General features: G+C 61.2%; 15 protein-coding genes and 1 pseudogene. 10 read left to right on the top strand and 6 right to left on the bottom strand.

Annotation, left to right across the window (positions count from 1 at the left end; genetic code table 11):
• Nucleotides 1-63: 63 nt before the first annotated feature.
• On the bottom strand, nt 64-1,323 hold the full coding sequence (locus AB4Z52_RS16050; RefSeq protein WP_442218922.1) for a DnaJ C-terminal domain-containing protein: 1,260 nt from the start codon (nt 1,321-1,323) through the stop codon (nt 64-66).
• A gap of 379 nt (nt 1,324-1,702) precedes the next feature.
• Between AB4Z52_RS16050 and AB4Z52_RS16045 the strand changes: the two are divergent.
• A pseudogene (locus AB4Z52_RS16045) lies at nt 1,703-2,705 on the top strand (ornithine cyclodeaminase family protein).
• A 10-nt stretch (nt 2,706-2,715) separates the two neighbouring features.
• On the top strand, nt 2,716-4,245 hold the full coding sequence (locus AB4Z52_RS16040) for an HAL/PAL/TAL family ammonia-lyase (protein WP_442218921.1): 1,530 nt from the start codon (nt 2,716-2,718) through the stop codon (nt 4,243-4,245).
• Nucleotides 4,246-4,261: 16 nt separating this feature from the next.
• Here AB4Z52_RS16040 and AB4Z52_RS16035 read toward each other — a convergent pair whose 3' ends face one another.
• Nucleotides 4,262-4,720 carry an RT0821/Lpp0805 family surface protein gene (locus AB4Z52_RS16035; RefSeq protein ID WP_442218920.1) on the bottom strand — a complete coding sequence of 153 codons (459 nt, stop codon included), beginning with the start codon at nt 4,718-4,720 and terminating at the stop codon, nt 4,262-4,264.
• Between the two features lie 67 nt (nt 4,721-4,787).
• Here AB4Z52_RS16035 and pdxH point away from each other — a divergent pair, with 67 nt between their 5' ends.
• Nucleotides 4,788-5,408, top strand: coding sequence for a pyridoxamine 5'-phosphate oxidase (pdxH, locus tag AB4Z52_RS16030; protein ID WP_442218919.1), 621 nt, complete (start codon nt 4,788-4,790; stop codon nt 5,406-5,408).
• 278 nt (nt 5,409-5,686) lie between these two features.
• Here pdxH and AB4Z52_RS16025 read toward each other — a convergent pair whose 3' ends face one another.
• Nucleotides 5,687-6,757: a polysaccharide deacetylase family protein gene (locus AB4Z52_RS16025; protein WP_442219026.1), complete on the bottom strand. Its 1,071-nt coding sequence runs from the start codon at nt 6,755-6,757 to the stop codon at nt 5,687-5,689.
• Nucleotides 6,758-7,001: 244 nt separating this feature from the next.
• Here AB4Z52_RS16025 and AB4Z52_RS16020 point away from each other — a divergent pair, with 244 nt between their 5' ends.
• A complete protein-coding gene (locus AB4Z52_RS16020; RefSeq protein WP_442218918.1) occupies nt 7,002-8,345 on the top strand; it encodes a serine hydrolase in 1,344 nt (447 codons plus the stop codon).
• Nucleotides 8,346-8,595: 250 nt separating this feature from the next.
• Here AB4Z52_RS16020 and tldD read toward each other — a convergent pair whose 3' ends face one another.
• From tldD to AB4Z52_RS16005, 3 genes are all read right to left on the bottom strand, one after another.
• Nucleotides 8,596-10,011, bottom strand: coding sequence for a metalloprotease TldD (gene tldD, locus AB4Z52_RS16015; protein ID WP_442218917.1), 1,416 nt, complete (start codon nt 10,009-10,011; stop codon nt 8,596-8,598).
• A 62-nt stretch (nt 10,012-10,073) separates the two neighbouring features.
• Nucleotides 10,074-10,766 carry an invasion associated locus B family protein gene (locus AB4Z52_RS16010; RefSeq protein ID WP_442218916.1) on the bottom strand — a complete coding sequence of 231 codons (693 nt, stop codon included), beginning with the start codon at nt 10,764-10,766 and terminating at the stop codon, nt 10,074-10,076.
• 134 nt (nt 10,767-10,900) lie between these two features.
• The gene (locus tag AB4Z52_RS16005) at nt 10,901-11,512 is read right to left on the bottom strand and encodes an invasion associated locus B family protein (RefSeq protein ID WP_442218915.1); all 612 of its coding nucleotides are present in this window, start codon (nt 11,510-11,512) and stop codon (nt 10,901-10,903) included.
• Nucleotides 11,513-11,854: 342 nt separating this feature from the next.
• Here AB4Z52_RS16005 and coxB point away from each other — a divergent pair, with 342 nt between their 5' ends.
• The 6 genes from coxB to AB4Z52_RS15975 all read left to right on the top strand — a co-directional run bounded on the left by coxB (nt 11,855) and on the right by AB4Z52_RS15975 (nt 17,169).
• Entirely contained in the window at nt 11,855-12,745 is an 891-nt protein-coding gene (gene coxB, locus AB4Z52_RS16000; RefSeq protein ID WP_442218914.1) for a cytochrome c oxidase subunit II, read from the top strand.
• A 17-nt stretch (nt 12,746-12,762) separates the two neighbouring features.
• Entirely contained in the window at nt 12,763-14,460 is a 1,698-nt protein-coding gene (gene ctaD, locus AB4Z52_RS15995) for a cytochrome c oxidase subunit I (RefSeq protein ID WP_442218913.1), read from the top strand.
• 63 nt (nt 14,461-14,523) lie between these two features.
• Nucleotides 14,524-15,474 (top strand): heme o synthase, encoded by a 951-nt coding sequence (locus AB4Z52_RS15990; protein ID WP_442218912.1) that lies wholly within the window; start codon nt 14,524-14,526, stop codon nt 15,472-15,474.
• Nucleotides 15,474-15,608: a hypothetical protein gene (locus AB4Z52_RS15985; RefSeq protein WP_442218911.1), complete on the top strand. Its 135-nt coding sequence runs from the start codon at nt 15,474-15,476 to the stop codon at nt 15,606-15,608. Before AB4Z52_RS15990 ends, AB4Z52_RS15985 begins: the two co-directional genes overlap by 1 nt.
• Before the next feature lie 12 nt (nt 15,609-15,620).
• On the top strand, nt 15,621-16,232 hold the full coding sequence (locus tag AB4Z52_RS15980) for a cytochrome c oxidase assembly protein (RefSeq protein ID WP_442218910.1): 612 nt from the start codon (nt 15,621-15,623) through the stop codon (nt 16,230-16,232).
• A 58-nt stretch (nt 16,233-16,290) separates the two neighbouring features.
• The gene (locus AB4Z52_RS15975) at nt 16,291-17,169 is read left to right on the top strand and encodes a cytochrome c oxidase subunit 3 (protein WP_442218909.1); all 879 of its coding nucleotides are present in this window, start codon (nt 16,291-16,293) and stop codon (nt 17,167-17,169) included.
• The last annotated feature ends 263 nt before the right edge of the window (nt 17,170-17,432 follow it).

Raw genomic sequence — 17,432 nt, 5'->3', positions numbered from 1 at the left:
AAGCATGGGTTGGATCATCAACTGTAAGGGAGCGTAATAAAGGGTGCGCTTGTCACCGAAATTTCACAAAAACAGCCCGTCTTTCCTGATGCGCATCAGATCGGCGACGCGCTCATCGGGCTTTTCCCACAGCATAAGGCGCAATTCGACCACAAGATCGCCCTTTCCGCCCTCGCTGTTTGGCAATCCTTCGTTGGGGATACGGATGACGTGATCCGAGCCGGACCAGGCCGGAACTGTCACATTGACGCTGCCGTTCAGGCCTTCGACGTGAGTCTTGCAGCCAAGAACCGCGTTCTCGATGGTCACCGGCAGGGCGGTGTGAAGATCAAGACCCTTGATGATGAAGCGTGGGTCAGGAGCAATATGGACGGTGATCGCCAGGTCGCCGCGCAACATGCCTTGCAACTTCAGCCCCTGACCCTTGAGGTGAACCACATGGCCGTCGCTCATGCCGGGTGCGGCCTGGAAGCGCTGCTCGCGCCCGTCGGACAGCGTTACCGATATCCAGTTTCCCTTGAGGATATCCTCGAGCGTGATGCTTGCTTCGGCCGCGATATCGGGCGCCCTTTCGAGCGCCGGTGCCGTGCCGGTGATGCGGCGGACGAGCGAGCCGAGGATGGCAAATGGGGGTAGGGAGATGATCGAGCCGATGCCGGAGACCGCAACGGGTTCGGCCTCCTCGGGCTCGAAGCGATCCGCCGCTTCCTGCTGCCCGTTGCTCGGAGGCTTCTCGGCTCCTCCTCCTTGCTCCATGCCCGGAACGGTTGCACGGGCCTGCGCTCCGAAAATACGTTCGATCATGTCCTCGGGCGTTTCGCTGCCGGCGCTGCCCTGCATCGCCGATGCCTGCGATCCGCTGGTCGATGCGTTACTGGCCTGCGCGTTCGGCTGCTGGCTGGTTCCGGCCGCGGTATTTGTCTGGGCCTGCGCTTGGGCCTGGCCGCCGGCCGCCGTGGCGTTCGTGGCCTTTTGTGCCTTCTGGGCGTTGGCGCGGGCAAGCTCCTCCAGCACCTTTTCGGCGTTGGCGCGCGCTGCCTTGGCGCGGGCCTCGGCTTCGTGGGCGGCCTGCCTCTGCTGCATGATGGTCTGCTCGCGGCTCTTGGCCGCTGCCATGCCGAGAACCTGGTCGTAGCGGCTCCGCTTCTTCGGATCCTTCAACGTGTCGTATGCACGGCCGACTTCGGCGAAGCGCTCGGTTGCCGTCGGGTCGTCGCGATTGTGGTCGGGATGAACGGCCTTGGCCATGTTGCGCCAGGCAGCCTTGATCTCATCCACGCCGGCATCTCGCCGCACACCCAGTGTCTTATAAGGATCGCGCATATCTTTGACCGCCGCTTTTCGGACCGGGCGCCCGTCCTGTCCGGCACGCCCCGACTCGAAGAATGAACCCGTTGCACGCATCCCGTTTCGCTTGCCGAAGGAAACTAATTTAGCGCACATATAAGGTGATCTTGCGGGACAGTTGCTAATCAGTCCTTACGCCGATGAACGATACGCCTAGTGATCGCTGGCAATGGTTAGTCATTCGCTAAACATTGGTGCATCGGTGATGGATAATATTAAGGATGTGGCCCGTGCCGTCCGGCCATGGGATAGGTCGCATGACCGGCGTTTTCGCCTTGACAATAAGTATAGACAAATCTTTCATGGTGGGGCCCGGGTGCCCAATATCAAGCGACCGGGAAGACCGAGGTACTTCATGCAGGAAATCTGGATCGACTATCTGAATGCCATTGACGCCAGGGCATTGGCCCTCAGCAACGATGAAATTCTTGACGCGGTGACGAAGGCGCTGGATGCGCAGGGACGAGGCGAAACGGTCATCGAGCCGCGTGTTCACCTGGTGCCCGAAAGTTCCGACAAGGGCCATTTCAATGTGCTGCGCGGCTACGTCAAAGCGCTCGACTACGCCGGCGTCAAGGTGGTTGGCGATTTCGTCGACAACTACAAGCAGGGCCTGCCGTCGGAGCTGGCGGTGTTGAACCTGTTCGATCCGCATACCGGCGTGCCAAAGGCGATCATCGATGCAACGGCGATTACCGACATGCGCACCGGCGCGGTCACGGCAATCGGCGCGCCATCTTGCCCGCAGGGACAGCAAGATCCTCGGTCACGTCGGTGCTCGCGGCACCTCTTATTGGAATGTCCGCCTGCTCGATCACATCTTCGATTTCGACGAGATCCGTGTCCATTCCCGCCGCCCCGAGAGCCGCAATGCCTTTGCCGCCCGGCTGGAGCAGGATCTCGGCAAGAAAATCATTGTCACCGACAATTGGGAAGATTGTCTCAAGGGCGCCGACATCATGATAGAGGCGAGCCGGCTGCCCGAGCCGACGCCGCTGTTCAAGACCGAATGGGTCAAGAAGGGTGCCTTCGTCGTGCCCTATGGCACGATGAGCGCGCTGGAGTTCGACCTGACCGACATCATGGACAAGGTCGTGGTCGACGATTGGGGGCAGTGCGGCCCCGGCCGGCCTTACGGTGCCCTGCGCCGTCACGTCGACGAGGGTAAGGTGACCGCGGAGAACCTTTACGCCGAAATCGGCCAGATCGTCTGCGGCGCAAGGCCTGGTCGTCAGAGCGATGCAGAGACCATCCTCTTCTGGCATCGCGGCCTCAGCACCACAGACGTGGCTCTCGGCGCTGCCATGGTCGACAAGGCGCGCCGGCTGAACATCGGCCAACGCCTCCGTTTTGCCTGAGGGGCCGGCTATGCCATCGAAGGACGCTGCCAGGACACTGGTATTCGATAGTGCCGCAACAACCATCGATGCGATCTGCGCCATCGCCCGCGACGGCGCCAAGGTTGCCATCGGACAAGAGGCTGTCGCCTCCATCGATGCGGCCTATGCCTGTCTTGTCCGTCACGTCGAAGGCGGTGAGGCGATCTATGGCGTCAGCACCGGCCTTGGCGCTGCCGTCGACACCAGGATCGACCCCACCGATAGCGCTGGCCAATATCGCATACCGCGTCCCCGTGCCGTCGGCGTCGGCCGGCTGGCAGCAGCAGCTGAAGTCCGGGCCATGATCGCCGCGCGCATAGCTCGCTTTTGCCTTGGCTATTCCGGTGTTTCCAGCCCGGTTGTCCAGCGCCTTGCGGATATGCTGAACTGCGGCATCCACCCCGACGTGCCTATGACCGGCTCGATCGGCGAGGCGGATCTCGCGCCCCTTGCCCATATTGCGCTCGTGCTGACAGGTGAGGGAACCATTACCCTTCAGGACGGCCGCGTCGTGTCCGGCGCCCAGGCGTTTGACGCCGCCGGCCTGATATTACCGACATTCGGCATCAAGGACGGACTGTCGCTGATTTCCTCGAATGCCGCTTCGGTCGGCCTTGCCTGTCTGCTGCTGCAGAATATCAAGCATGTGCTCGACGCGCATGTCGGTGCCGTCGCGCTGTCGTTCGAAGGCTTCCGCGCCAACATGACCCCGCTTGATCCGCTGGCGACCCGCCTTCGCCCGGCGCCGGGACAGGCGGAGGCCGCCTTAGCGATCCGCTCCTTCCTTGAAGGTGGCGATCTCACCGGAGCCAATGCCGCCCGGCGCCTGCAGGATCCGCTTTCGCTCCGTTGCGCGCCCTCCGTCATCGGCGCCGCGTTCATGGCGCTGAAGACGGCATGGGCGGCAACCGAGCTCGAACTGCGCTCGAGCGACGATAACCCGGCTGTCCTTGCGTCGGAGGATCTGATCCTGCCGACGGGCAATTTCGACGCGACCCATATGGCGCTTGCCTTCGACACGCTCGGCCTGTCGCTCGCTCGCCTCGCGGCCATGGCTGCCGAGCGGATGATGAAGCTGCTGTCTCCGGCTCTTTCCGACCTGCCGAGGTTTCTCGCACCGCAAGCGCCGGGCGCCAATGGCTTCGGCGCCCTGCAGAAGACGATTGCGGCTTTGACCGCAGAGATCAGCCATCTCGCAATGCCGATGCCTTTCGTCGTGACGCCGGTTGCCGATCGCGTCGAGGATTACGCGTCGCTGGCAATGTCCGTCGTCGACAAGTCCGCACGTCTGATCGAGAAACTGCGCTATCTGACGGCGATCGAGATGATCGTTGCTGCCCGGGCGATAGACCTGCGGGGCGAGATCAAGCTCGGCGGCGAGGGGCAGGCTCTGTTCGATGCGGTGCGTTCAATCGTTCCGCCGCTCGACATGGATCGCTCGCCAAGCGCCGATATCTACGCGCTGGCGGAAAGGATCGAGGCGGGGACACTTCTGAGGCCGGTGCTGGAAATGGGTTGATGCGCTATACGAGTTCTCAGCCTGCCTGCTGGAAGCTCATCAGTTGCCAGTTGCCGCTGTCGATAAGGCAAGTTTTGCCATAGAAATTGGCGATGCCGTCATAGGCATGGCGGGTGGTCCGGAATTGACGGCAGATCTGTCCGGAGTTCGTGTTTTCGACGATGGTGTCGATGACGCCGGCGCTTCCGGTGGAGGCGTTGGCCCACGGCAGCGGCTGGCCGTTGGTCTTGCTGAGGTCCGCCGAGGTAACGGCATTGCGCACGGTCGTTTCGTCGGAGACGCTATCGGTGGTGATGGGGGCTTGCGGGATCGTCCCCGTCGTGACGGTCCGATCAACCTTGGCGGTGCTGAGGAAATCCATGCCGCCTGAAACGCAGCCGCTTAGCGAGAGGAGTGCGATGCCGATGGCCACCAATATACCGCTCTTTGCTCGCAAGCCCTTTGTCTCAACTGTCGACTTTGATATGACTTCCACCGTGTATTCCTGTCCAGCCGCCAAAACACCTGGGCATTCTGTTTAATATCGGGGCACTTGGACCAATATGTCGGAAAACGAGTTAACAAGCGGTGACTTCACCGAACAGAATGAGCCATTCGCGCTGTTTGCAGCCTGGCTGAAAGAGGCCGAGGCTTCGGAGGTGAATGATCCCAATGCGGTAGCGCTCGCAACGGTGGATGAGGATGGCTTGCCGAACGTCCGCATGGTCCTCCTGAAGGGTTTTGATCACGATGGATTCGTAATCTATACGAATTTTGAGAGTCAGAAAGGCCAAGAACTCCTTTCTCAGAAAAAAGCGGCCATGTGTTTTCATTGGAAGTCGCTCCGACGCCAGATCCGTCTGCGCGGCCTGGTTGAAGTCGTGACCGACCAGGAGGCGGACGAATATTTCCGCCAGCGGCCCCGGGGCAGCCGCATCGGCGCCTGGGCTTCCAAGCAATCGCGGCCTTTGGAAAGCCGTTTTGCTCTTGAGAAGGCCGTGGCGGAATACACGGCAAAGTATCCTCTCGGCGAAATCCCCCGTCCGGATTACTGGTCCGGTTTCCGCATCCGGCCGCTGTCGATCGAATTCTGGCACGACCGCAAATTCCGCCTCCACGACCGCGTCGAATTCCGCCGCAATGTCCCGGAAGGCGCGTGGGAAAAGGTGCGGATGTATCCGTGATTCGTGCGCGAGGCATTCGCTCAGCCCTCGTGGTTCGAGGCATGTCTCCCCTGCACTCCATCATGCGCCTCAGCATAAGGGGTCGGGCGAGCACTACGGCTTGCCGTCAAGTGGCGCAGTGAAAACTGCAGGGCGCGGGTGGAAGACCCTCCCCTTGGTTGGAGAGGGTCGGCACGGAGTGCCGGGTGGGTGATCCGTTGGGTGTCGCGAAGGCTGAGAGCATCACCCCACCCGCAGCTGCTCTGCCACCCACCAAGGGGCAGGTAGAGGCTCTCGTCCTAACCCCTCCCTATAAGGCCGCCCTCTAGCCGAACAGGAATGCCGGATGCCAGCGCCGAGGCGTAACGAGCTTTCTGATAAAAGCCGTTGAGCGACAACCTCGGCAGCATCGTCGTTGCCGACGACATGGCCGCAGTCACTACATCAGGCCGGGTGGTCACGCCGATCTCAAATCCGAGCGCGGAGGCAAGGCTTGCCTCGCGGGCACCGACCGCGCTGACTGTCCCATATGGATAGGCGATCGACAGCGGACGCAAACCGGTGATGGAAGCCACATAATCTGCCGAGATCGCCATTTCCGCCGTTGCGTCCGCCTCGCTGAGGCGCGCCAATGCGCGGTGGCCGACGGTGTGCGCTCCAAGCGAGGCCAGCGGATTGGCGGCGAGGGTCTTCAAATCCTCTCGATCCATGATCAATGCACGCACGATATCAAGCGGCTCCACGCTGTGGCTGCGGGCAAGTTTGTCGATCGCGTCGACGGCGCCTGCCTCGTCCGACCGGTTGATATAGGCGGCGAAACGGTCAAATGCCTGCTGCTTCTGCCCGACCCCCGTAAGATCCACGCGCTTGACACCCGCTCCGAAATCGAAGTTGACATGGTCGAGCCCGCTGAGCAGTTCGGCAAGCGTTTCCCACCACATGCCGTGCGTGCGCTCCGAGAGACCCTGCGAGACGAAGACCGTGAAGGGCACGCCGTGATACTGAAAGACGGGGAGAGCATGCTCCAGATTGTTGCGATTGCCGTCGTCGAGCGTGAAGGCGATGAACCGCGGCGCGCGCTTGGTCGCCAACAGGGCAGGCACTTCATCGAGGACTGCGAAGACATAACCTTCGCCGCGCAGCCTGCGAATGACGAGGTCAAGAAATTCCGGCGTGATCTCGAGATGGCGGTTGGGTTCGAGGACCCTGGCTGTGTGGGGGCGAACATGGTGCAGCGTGAAGATCGCGCCCGCGCCGCCGGCATCGCGCAGCAGGCCAAGCCTGTCGAGAACGAAGGACGTCTCGAGCCCGGCCGTGATCAGGGCATGCTTGAGGTGTCTGCGCAGCCCGCGGCTGATGCCTTGCTCCATGGGTGCCTTGTTGCCTTGTCTGGTTGGCTCAAGAGAAAATGACATCGAGATTTAGCCCCTGCGACGTTAAGTCTTGCTGAATCCCGTTAATATTTCAGATCCTTAACGCTTCATTTACCAGCACCGGCAAAATTAGGGCTTGATCGAGGCGTCTGCCTCAAGTTCGCATTAAACTTCCGCTTCTGTCGCAAAAACGCACATCTGGCGTTGCGACGCACTGCATTTGTTTCGGTTGGGGACAGAGATGAAGAAAATACTGGTGGCCTTTTCGGCGGCCCTTGTGCTGTTGAATTCGACCGTCGCCACATTCGCCGGCAGTGCCTATCTTGTCATGGATGGCAAGACAGGCAAGATCCTGACCTCCGATAGCGCCGATGAGCTCAACCATCCGGCGTCGCTGACCAAGATGATGACGCTCTATCTCGCCTTCGAGGCGCTTCACCGCGGCAAGCTCGGCTGGGACACCAAGATGAAGGTCTCCAGCAACGCCGCAAACAAACACCCGACCAAACTCGGCCTCAAGGCCGGCACGACGGTTACCGTTCGCGAAGCGGTCAATGGCATGATCATCAAGTCCGCCAACGACGCGGCAACGGTCATGGCCGAAACGCTCGGCGGCAGCGAAAGCGGCTTCGGGCGCATCATGACCCAGAAGGCCCGGGCGCTTGGAATGAGCCGCACCGTCTTCGTCAATCCGTCGGGGCTGCCCGACCCGCGCCAGATCACCACCGCGCGCGATATGTCGACGCTTGCCGTCGCGCTTATCAATGATTTCCCCGGCGAGTATCGGCTGTTTTCCCAGACGGGCTTCGTCTATCGCGGCCGCCCCATTCGCGGCCACAATAATCTGATGTACCGCTATCAGGGCATGGATGGCATCAAGACCGGCTATACCGACGCTTCCGGCTTCAACATCGTCAGCGCCGTGCGCGACGGCAATCGCCGCGTCATCGGCGTCGTCATGGGCGGTGCGACGGCGCGCAGCCGGGACGACAAGATGGCCGGCCTCTTGCACCGCTACGTCAAGGAAGCCTCGTCGACCGGCAATACCAGGCTCGTCGCCAGCATCGGCAGTCGCAACCGCAAGGCCGTTGAGGTGGCTTCTGTCGCGCCCGACGTCGACATTCCGAGCCAGCAGGCACCCCGCCATGTCGATGCAGTCATCACCCAAAGCATCGCCCAGGCCACGGCAAAGAGCGTCTCGCCGACGAAGCGCGGTCCCGCGCCGCTGGCTCCGCCAAGCAACATCGCGACCGAGACCGGTGTCGACATGGCCGTCCCTCTCGACCGCCCGCAGGTTCAGGACGAGATTATCAATGCCGGCAAGCCCGACGCCGGCCGCTGGCAGGTGCAGATCGCCGCAACGCCGAGCGCCAAGGCGGCAAAGGACATCCTCACCGACGCCCAGTCGAAGACCGGGAATGCACTACACAAGGCCTCGCCCTATACCGAAGCCTTCGGGGAGGGCGGATCAAAGGTCTATCGCGCCCGCTTCGTCGGCTTCGATAGCCGCGATGCGGCCGCCTCTGCCTGTAAGGCGCTGAAGAAGCACGCGTTCGATTGCCTGCTGCTTCCAAGCCAGGGCTGAGACGTTGCGCTGACAGCGAAAGACCCCCTTGCGGTCTCGACACCTCCAGGGGAATCGCGGCATAGCTCCATCAGAACGTATAGAGAACGTGACGCCGCAATCGCCAAAGATATGGACATGCGCCGGAGAGTGATGATCGACAAAGATCACGACGCGAAATCCGTCTGAGCGAGATATCATGACCATAGCGAAGAATAACCCATCATGATGGGTTATCGAACTGGGTGACTTCAGCTGAGGATTGATATTTCTAAGCCTTCGTCCCGCCCACCGTCACCTGGTCCATCCTGAGATGCGGCTGGCCGACGCCGACGGGGACCCATTGGCCGCCCTTGCCGCAATTGCCGATACCGGTGTCGAGCTTCATGTCGTTGCCAACCATCGAGACACGCTTCATGGCGTCAGGGCCGTTGCCGATCAGCATGGCGCCCTTGATCGGCACGCCGATCTTGCCGTTTTCGATCATGTAGGCCTCGGTGCAGCCGAAGACGAACTTGCCCGAGGTGATGTCGACCTGGCCGCCGCCGAAGGAGACGGCATAGACGCCCTTCTTGACCGAGGCGATGATTTCTTCCGGGCTCTTGTCGCCGCCAAGCATGTAGGTGTTGGTCATGCGCGGCATCGGGACATGGGCATAGCCCTGGCGGCGGCCGTTGCCGGTCGCCTTCATGCCCATCAGCCGGGCGTTCTGCCTGTCCTGCATGTAGCCGACGAGCTTGCCGTTATCGATCAGCACATTATAGGCCGAGGGTGTTCCCTCGTCGTCGACGGTGATGGAGCCGCGGCGATCCTCGATCGTGCCGTCGTCGACGACGGTGACGCCGGGGGCGGCAACCATCTGGCCCATGAGACCGGCAAAGGCGGAGGTCTTCTTGCGGTTGAAATCGCCTTCGAGGCCGTGGCCGACTGCCTCATGCAGCATGACCCCCGGCCAGCCGTTCCCGAGCACCACGTCCATCGTGCCGGCCGGCGCGTCCATCGCTTCAAGATTGACCAGCGCCTGGCGCAATGCCTCGTCGGCGCCGAAATGCCAATTCTCCTCGGTAATGAAATCGGCAAAGCCGACACGACCGCCCGTGCCGTAGGAGCCGCTCTCCTGCCGGTCGCCATCGCCGACCATGACGGAGATGTTGATGCGTGTCATCGGCCGGATATCGCGGACGCGGTGGCCGTCGGCGCGCAGGATGTCGACGACCTGCCAGCTTGCGGCGACCGAGGCGGTCACCTGGCGCACCTTGCCGTCCTTGTCGCGCAGATAGCTGTCGATCTGTTGCAAGAGCTTCGCCTTATCCTCGAAGCTCGGAGCGCCAATCGGGTTTTCGTCGCTGTAGAGTACCTTGTTGGTCCGCTGGGGCGCGGCGGCGTAGGAGCCGGCATAGCCTCGCGTTACAGCGCCAACGGCATCGGCGGCACGGCGCAGCGCTGCTTCCGAAAGATCTCCGGCATGGGCATAGCCAACCGCTTCGCCGGCCACGCTGCGAAGGCCGAAACCCTGCTCGGTGTTGAAGCTGCCGCCCTTCATTCGCCCATTGTCGAACGTCAGCGATTCCGCCTGGACATGTTCGACGAACAATTCGCCGTCGTCGGCGCCCGCCAGCGCGTCGGAGACGATGTCGCGCAGCTTTGTCTCATCGATATCGAACAGGGTGAGAAGATCGGTGTTCATGACATTGGTGCTCCGTTCAAAGCCGATGTAAGTCGCAGGGCGCGTCTGAGCAAGCCCTGGCCTTAGGGCAGGGCGTCATATCCCTGGGCAAATCCCTTGAGGTCGACGGGAATGCCTATGCCTTCTTCTTGGGTCTGGAAGACGGTGAAGGTCGCGCTCGAGCCCTTGCGCAAAGTGCCGAGAAGGGCGTCTTCCAGCACAACTTCCGCATAGCATCCATCGGAAAAGCAACGGGCGAAATAGGCATTGCCGATATCGGTGCCGTCAACATAAAGGCCGAGACCGTTCGGCAGGAGAACGCTCAGCGGCGCCTGCACGCGCAAAAGCCCCGTTTTGCCGCCCGGATTCTTCGATATGGCGACCGAAAGCTGCATCTCCGGACGCTCCTGCGAAATGACGCTTTGCATCAACACGCAGCGCTTTTCCGAGCTGCCATCCGGCGTGCCGCAGACGACGGTCCATGCGCCGAACGCGGTCTTGCTCGATTGGGCAGTTGTCGGCGCGGCGGGCGGCGTGGGTGGGGTCGGTGCCGGAGCCAGCGTTTCCGAGGGAGCGGCCGGTGCCGGCGACTGTTCTGCGGCCACGGGGGCCGCCGGTGCCGGAGCGTTCGCTGTCGCTGGCGCCTCCTGCTGGGTGGGCGCGGGCGTTGCCTGAGGAGCTGCCGGTTCTTCGGCGAGCGCCAGGCCGGGCAATATCAGCACCACCGCGGCAGCAGCGCGGCAAGCCCAAAATCCGTTAGAACGACGAAACCCCATTTATGCCTCTTAAAAAGAAACCCTCCTCCACAAAAGGCCGGGTGCCGTACTTCTCAATCTCGAACGCATCCTCCAACGCATCGAATTCCGCACGATCATGCCAGTGCGAACATTGTCGGCATGCCGCCGCTGCCTTACGGCAGTGCGTCGTAGCCTTCGCCGAAGCCCTTGAGATCGACGGGTATCCCGATCTTATCCTTATCCGCTGCCTCGCGCACCGAAAAGACCGCGGTTGTTCCGGCCCGCAGCATTTTCAGCAGATTGTCGTCCAATGCCACTTCGGCGTAGCATCCGTCGGCAAAGCAGCGGACGAACTGGGTCTTGCCGAGGTCCTTGCCGTCGACGATCAGCCCGAGGCCACCGTCCGTCGGCTGAAACGGGCTGAGCAGCACGCCGAGCGGGGCAAGGACGCGCAGTATCTTCGCCTTGCGGTCGGCAGTCTTCAACACCACGACCGAAAGGCCGACCTCGGGTCGATCCTCGGCGATGACGTTCTGCATCAACGCGCATTGATTGGTGGCAGCGCCCGCCGGCTTGTCGCAGACGACCGACCAGGCGCCGTGCATCGACTTGACGCTTCCAGGCGGCTGTTGAGCGGAGGGCAATTGTGCTGCGTCGGCAGGCGGCGTTTGCGCCGGCTGCTCGGCCGGGGCTGGCGCAGGCTGCTGTGCAAAGGCAGTTGATGAGGCCATGACGGCGATGCTGGCGCTCAGCAGCCAAAACCGCGCAAGGGAACGAAAACCCATAAAAACCTCTAGATTCGAATCAGTGGGCCATTGTTGAAGCCCAAGCCGGGAAATGAAAAGCCCCGCTAGCTGGATTCCAATTCGACTGCGGCGGAAATAGGACTTGACCGACATTTTGTCCCCCGTTCCGGTTGGACCTTGGCGATATTACCCGTATGGTGATGAAAAGCTTGTCTTGTTTGCGCAAACAGGCTGCCGTTTTCTTTTGCGCAAAAATGCCGCATAGACAAATGCGTTGAGTTGTTGCGGACCGCACTAAACTGTGGTTTGAAACGATGAGGATTGTAGGGATTCTGCGTTCGCGACTGATCCGGATCGAACGCCTGAGGGAGATAATTTGCAATGAAGAGGGCCAACGCAGTTTTGGCGTCGACCGCCTGTCTGCTTTTCGCGACGGGCTGTTTTGCCGATCAACCCGCGCCGTGGCAGATGGATTTCCAGCCGGCTGCGTCGCCGATCATGAGCCAGGTCCGCTGGTTCGAGCATTACACGCTCTGGTTCATCGTGCCGATCACGCTATTCGTACTCGCGCTTTTGATCACCGTCATGGTCAAGTTCCGCGCCAGCAAAAACCCCGTGCCGTCGCGCACGAGCCACAATACGCTGATCGAAGTCGCATGGACCATCGGCCCGGTTCTGGTGCTTCTCTTCCTCGCCGTTCCGTCCTTCGACCTTTTGACCGCGCAGCTGACTTTTCCGCAGAAGCCTGACGTGACGATCAAGGTGACCGGCACCCAGTGGCAGTGGAACTACGAATACGAGAACACCGGCGCTTCGCCGCTGGCCTTCGACAGCTACCTCTTAAAGGAGCAGGATCGCGCCGCCGCCGGCAAGTCCGACAAGGCAGTCTATCCACGGCTCCTGGCCGTCGACAACGAGCTGGTCCTTCCGGTCAACCAGACGGTGCGCGTCCTCGTGACCGCAGCGCCGACCGATGTCATTCATTCCTTCTCGATGCCATCCTTCGGCGTCAAGACCGATGCCGTCCCCGGACGGCTGAACGAGACCTGGTTCCGCGCCGAGCGCGAGGGTCTGTTCTATGGTCAGTGTTCCGAGCTCTGCGGCAAGGACCATGCGTTCATGCCGATCGCTATCCGTATCGTTTCCGAAGACAAGTACAAGCAGTGGCTGACGGTGGCCGCAAGCGACCTTGGCAAAGCGAACAAAGCCCTGATGGCTGAAGTCGACCGGCCGGCGCCGACCGTCGATGTCGCCGCCAATGTCGCACAGTAATTAGGGGAGAGGATACAATGGCTGGATCCACAGCTCACGGCGATCATACCCATGATCTTCACGATGCGTCGAATGCCCACGACGATCATCACGTCCACAAGCCGACTTTTGTCAACCGCTGGCTGTTCTCGACGAACCATAAGGACATCGGCACGCTCTACCTGATCTTCGCGATTTTCGCGGGTCTCGTGGGCGGCGCGCTTTCGGTTGCCATGCGCATGGAATTGCAGGAGCCGGGGATCCAGATCTTCAGCGGCCTCGCCTCCATGGTCTACGGCTATTCCGGCGATGCCGCGATCGACGGCGGCAAGCAGATGTACAATGTCTTTACGACCGCGCACGCGCTGATCATGATCTTCTTCATGGTCATGCCGGCGATGATCGGCGGCTTTGCCAACTGGATGGTGCCGATCATGATCGGCGCACCGGACATGGCCTTCCCGCGCCTCAACAACATCTCCTTCTGGCTGATTGTTCCGGCTTTCCTTCTGCTTCTGCTCTCGATGTTTGTCGAAGGCCCGGCGGGCGCCTATGGCGCCGGCGGCGGCTGGACGATGTATCCGCCGCTGTCATCCAGCGTCGGAAATCCCGGTCCCGCGATCGACCTGGTGATCTTTGCGCTCCACATCGCCGGTGCGTCATCGATCCTCGGTGCGATCAATTTCATCACCACGATCCTCAACATGCGCGCGCCGGGCATGACGCTGCACAAGATGCCGCTATTTGCCTGGTCGGTGCTGATCACAGCCTTCCTGCTGCTGCTCTCGCTGCCGGTGCTTGCCGGCGCGATCACCATGCTTCTGACCGACCGCAATTTCGGCACGACCTTCTTTGCGCCTGAAGGCGGCGGCGACCCGATCCTATTCCAGCATCTCTTCTGGTTCTTCGGTCATCCCGAGGTTTACATCCTGATCCTGCCCGGCTTCGGCATCATCAGCCATATTGTTTCGACCTTCTCCAAGAAGCCGATCTTCGGCTATCTCGGCATGGCCTATGCCATGGTGGCAATCGGTGCGGTCGGCTTCGTCGTCTGGGCGCACCACATGTACGCCGTCGGCCTGTCGCTCGACACGCAGCGCTACTTCGTGTTCGCCACGATGGTCATCGCGGTCCCGACTGGTGTGAAGATCTTCTCCTGGATCGCGACGATGTGGGGCGGCTCGATCTCGTTCCGCACGCCGATGATCTGGGCCATCGGCTTCATTTTCCTCTTCACCGTCGGTGGTGTTACCGGCGTGCAGCTCGCCAATGCTGGTCTCGATCGTCCGGTGCATGACACCTACTACGTCGTTGCCCACTTCCACTACGTCCTGTCGCTCGGCGCAGTCTTTGCCATCTTCGCTGCCTGGTACTATTGGTTCCCGAAGATGACCGGCTACATGTATAACGAGACGATCGGCAACCTGCATTTCTGGGTGATGTTCGTTGGCGTGAACATGGTGTTCTTCCCGCAACATTTCCTCGGGCTTGCCGGCATGCCGCGCCGCTACATCGATTATCCCGATGCTTTCGCGGGCTGGAATTTCGTCTCGTCGATCGGCTCCTACGTCTCGGCGGTCGGTGTCGTGATCTTCCTCGTCGGTGTGTACGAAGCTTTCGCCAAGAAGCGGGTGGCGGGCGACAATCCGTGGGGCGAAGGTGCGACGACGCTGGAATGGCAGCTTCCCTCGCCGCCGCCCTACCACCAGTGGGAACAGCTCCCGCGCATCAAGTAACTATCTCTTCCAGGCGCCGAGCAGTATTTCGGCGCCTGGCCTCACATCAGACTGGACGCAAGCATGACGGTTATCGAAAATCACGACGCGCACGGGGCTGAAGGCGATACCGGCCTTTCCAAAGCCAGCGCGCGCGATTTTTTCGAGCTGTTGAAGCCGCGCGTCATGTCGCTGGTCGTCTTCACGGCTTTTGCCGGCCTCGTGCTGGCCCCGGGCCACATCAATCCCTTCCTGGCCTTGATCTCGATCCTCTGCATCGCAGTCGGCGCCGGCGCTTCGGGCGCGCTGAACATGTGGTATGACGCCGATATCGACGCGATCATGACCCGCACTGCCAAGCGCCCGATCCCATCAGGCCGCGTCACGCCGCCGGAAGCGCTCGGCTTCGGCCTGGTGCTGTCCGGCTTCTCGGTCACTATCCTCGGGCTGGCGGTCAACTGGCTGTCGGCGGCGATCCTTGCCTTCACCATCTTCTTCTATGCCGTCGTCTACACGATGTGGCTGAAGCGCTCGACGCCGCAGAACATCGTCATCGGCGGTGCAGCCGGCGCATTCCCGCCGATCATCGGCTGGGCCTGCGTCACCGGTACTGTGTCGCTGGATAGCATCGTGCTGTTCCTGATCATCTTCCTTTGGACGCCGGCGCATTTTTGGGCCCTGGCGCTGTTCAAGATGAAAGACTACGAGGCCGTCGGCGTGCCGATGCTGCCGAATGTCTCGGGCATTCCGACAACCAAGAACCAGATCGTCGTCTATTCGGTGCTGACCGCGGCAATCGGCGTCGTTCCCGCGCTGATGGGTTTTGCCAGCCCGGGTTACGGCCTGGTTGCCGGTCTCCTCGGCGCTGTCTTCATCTACTGTTCCATCGCCGTCTGGCGGATGCCGGACGGCGATGTGAAGATGATCCCGGCCAAGAAGCTGTTCGCCTTCTCGATCTTCTATCTCTTCGCGATCTTCTCGGCCCTGATGCTCGATCGTCTGGCCTCCGTGCTCGTGTCAGGGGGATTGTTCTGATGGATCTGATCAAGCTCACCGACGCGCAGAAGAAAGCCCGCCGCGGCCGCAACATAGCGCTCGGCCTGGTGCTTGCAGGCCTGGTGATCATTTTCTATGCGATTACGATCATCAAAGTCGGAACCGGGCATTAGGGAGAAAGACTGATGGCCGAGATCTCAACGGATGGAACGCGCAGGGTCGGTCGCAACAACGGCCTGATCGTTATCATGTGCTTAAGCTTTGTCGTCGGAATGGGCGCCATGAGCTATGCGACGGTGCCGCTCTATCGGATGTTCTGCCAACTCACCGGCTTCAACGGCACCACCCAGCGTGTCGAACAAGCCTCGACCGTCATTCTCGACAGGCCGATCGCGGTGAGTTTCGATGCCAATGTCGCCCCGGGCCTGCCTTGGGATTTCAAGCCGATGCAGCGTGAGGTCAATCCGAAGATCGGCGAGACCATCGAGATAAAGTTCTACGCCGAGAACAAGTCCGACCAGCCGACGCGGGGCCAGGCCATCTTCAATGTGTCGCCGGTCGAAGCGGGCGTCTATTTCAACAAGGTGCAATGCTTCTGCTTCAACGAGACAGATCTGGCGCCGGGGGAAAGACGCGAGATGCCAGTTGTCTTCTACGTCGATCCCGATATCACCAAGGCGCCGGAGACCAAGGATATCACGGCTCTGACGCTGTCTTACACTTTCTACCCCAGGGACGGGGCAAAGCCGGTCGCCTTGACCGTTGATCCAACGCCTGTAAAGGCTAAAAAACTTTGATGGAGATGCTTTCGGCGTGGCCGGGGGCAATATGGGAAAGTAATTCGGGGATTGCTACATGGCCGAAGCGCATCAGAAACATCATGACTATCACATCATAGACCCGAGCCCCTGGCCGATCATCGCGGCGGTCGGTGCTTTCCTGATGACCTTCGGCGGGGTCGCCTTCATGCGCTACCTGAACGGCGGTTCGTTCAAGCTGTTCGGGCTCGAACTTGCCGGCCCCTGGGTGTTCTTCATCGGTCTCGCGCTGATACTCTACGTCATGTACGGCTGGTGGTCCGATACGATCAAGGAAGCGCATGAGGGTGCGCATACCCGCGTCGTCTCGCTGCACCTGCGCTACGGGATGATCATGTTCATCGCCTCGGAGGTGATGTTCTTCGTTGCCTGGTTCTGGGCCTATTTCGACGCCAGCCTGTTCTCTAATGAAGCGATCCAGGCCTCGCGCGTGCTGTTCACCGGCGGTCAGTGGCCGCCGAAGGGCGTGGAGGTGCTCGATCCCTGGCACCTGCCGATCTACAACACGGTCATCCTACTTTTGTCGGGCACGACCGTCACCTGGGCGCACCACGCGCTGCTGCACAACGACCGCAAGGGACTAATCCAGGGCCTGACGCTGACCGTTCTGCTCGGCATGCTGTTCTCCTCGGTTCAGGCTTACGAATACGCCCACGCACCCTTCGCGTTCAAGAGCTCGATCTATGGAGCGACCTTCTTCATGGCGACGGGCTTCCACGGCTTCCACGTGCTGATCGGGACGATCTTCCTGCTGGTGTGCCTCGTTCGTTCGATCCGCGGCGATTTCACCCCGAAGCAGCATTTCGGCTTCGAGGCCGCCGCCTGGTACTGGCACTTCGTTGACGTCGTCTGGCTTTTCCTCTTTTTCTCGATCTACGTCTGGGGCGGCTGGGGCGCGCCGCTCGCGGCAGGCTGAGCAACGCCAGCTCGATCGGAATTATTTAAAGGCGGGTGCCGAGGCGCCCGCCTTTTGCGTGTGCGCCCAGCATGGGCGCACTCTTGTGGGTGCAAGTCCCATCGTAAGCTGGTCACGGCGAACGAAGTGAAGCGCAACTGCGGAAGGGTGACCGACCGTGGGGAGGCAGCGTGGATCGAAACTGCGGGCTGATGAACAAGAACCGGATATAAGGCGGTGCCTTCCAGGGCGAGCGGGCATGCAACCGCGAAGCTCTTGTGATC

The organism is Rhizobium sp. 2YAF20, assembly GCF_052114685.1.
GTDB lineage: Bacteria > Pseudomonadota > Alphaproteobacteria > Rhizobiales > Rhizobiaceae > Rhizobium.
Note: the sequence above shows the minus strand (reverse complement) of the source record. Positions and strands in the feature narration are given on the sequence as shown.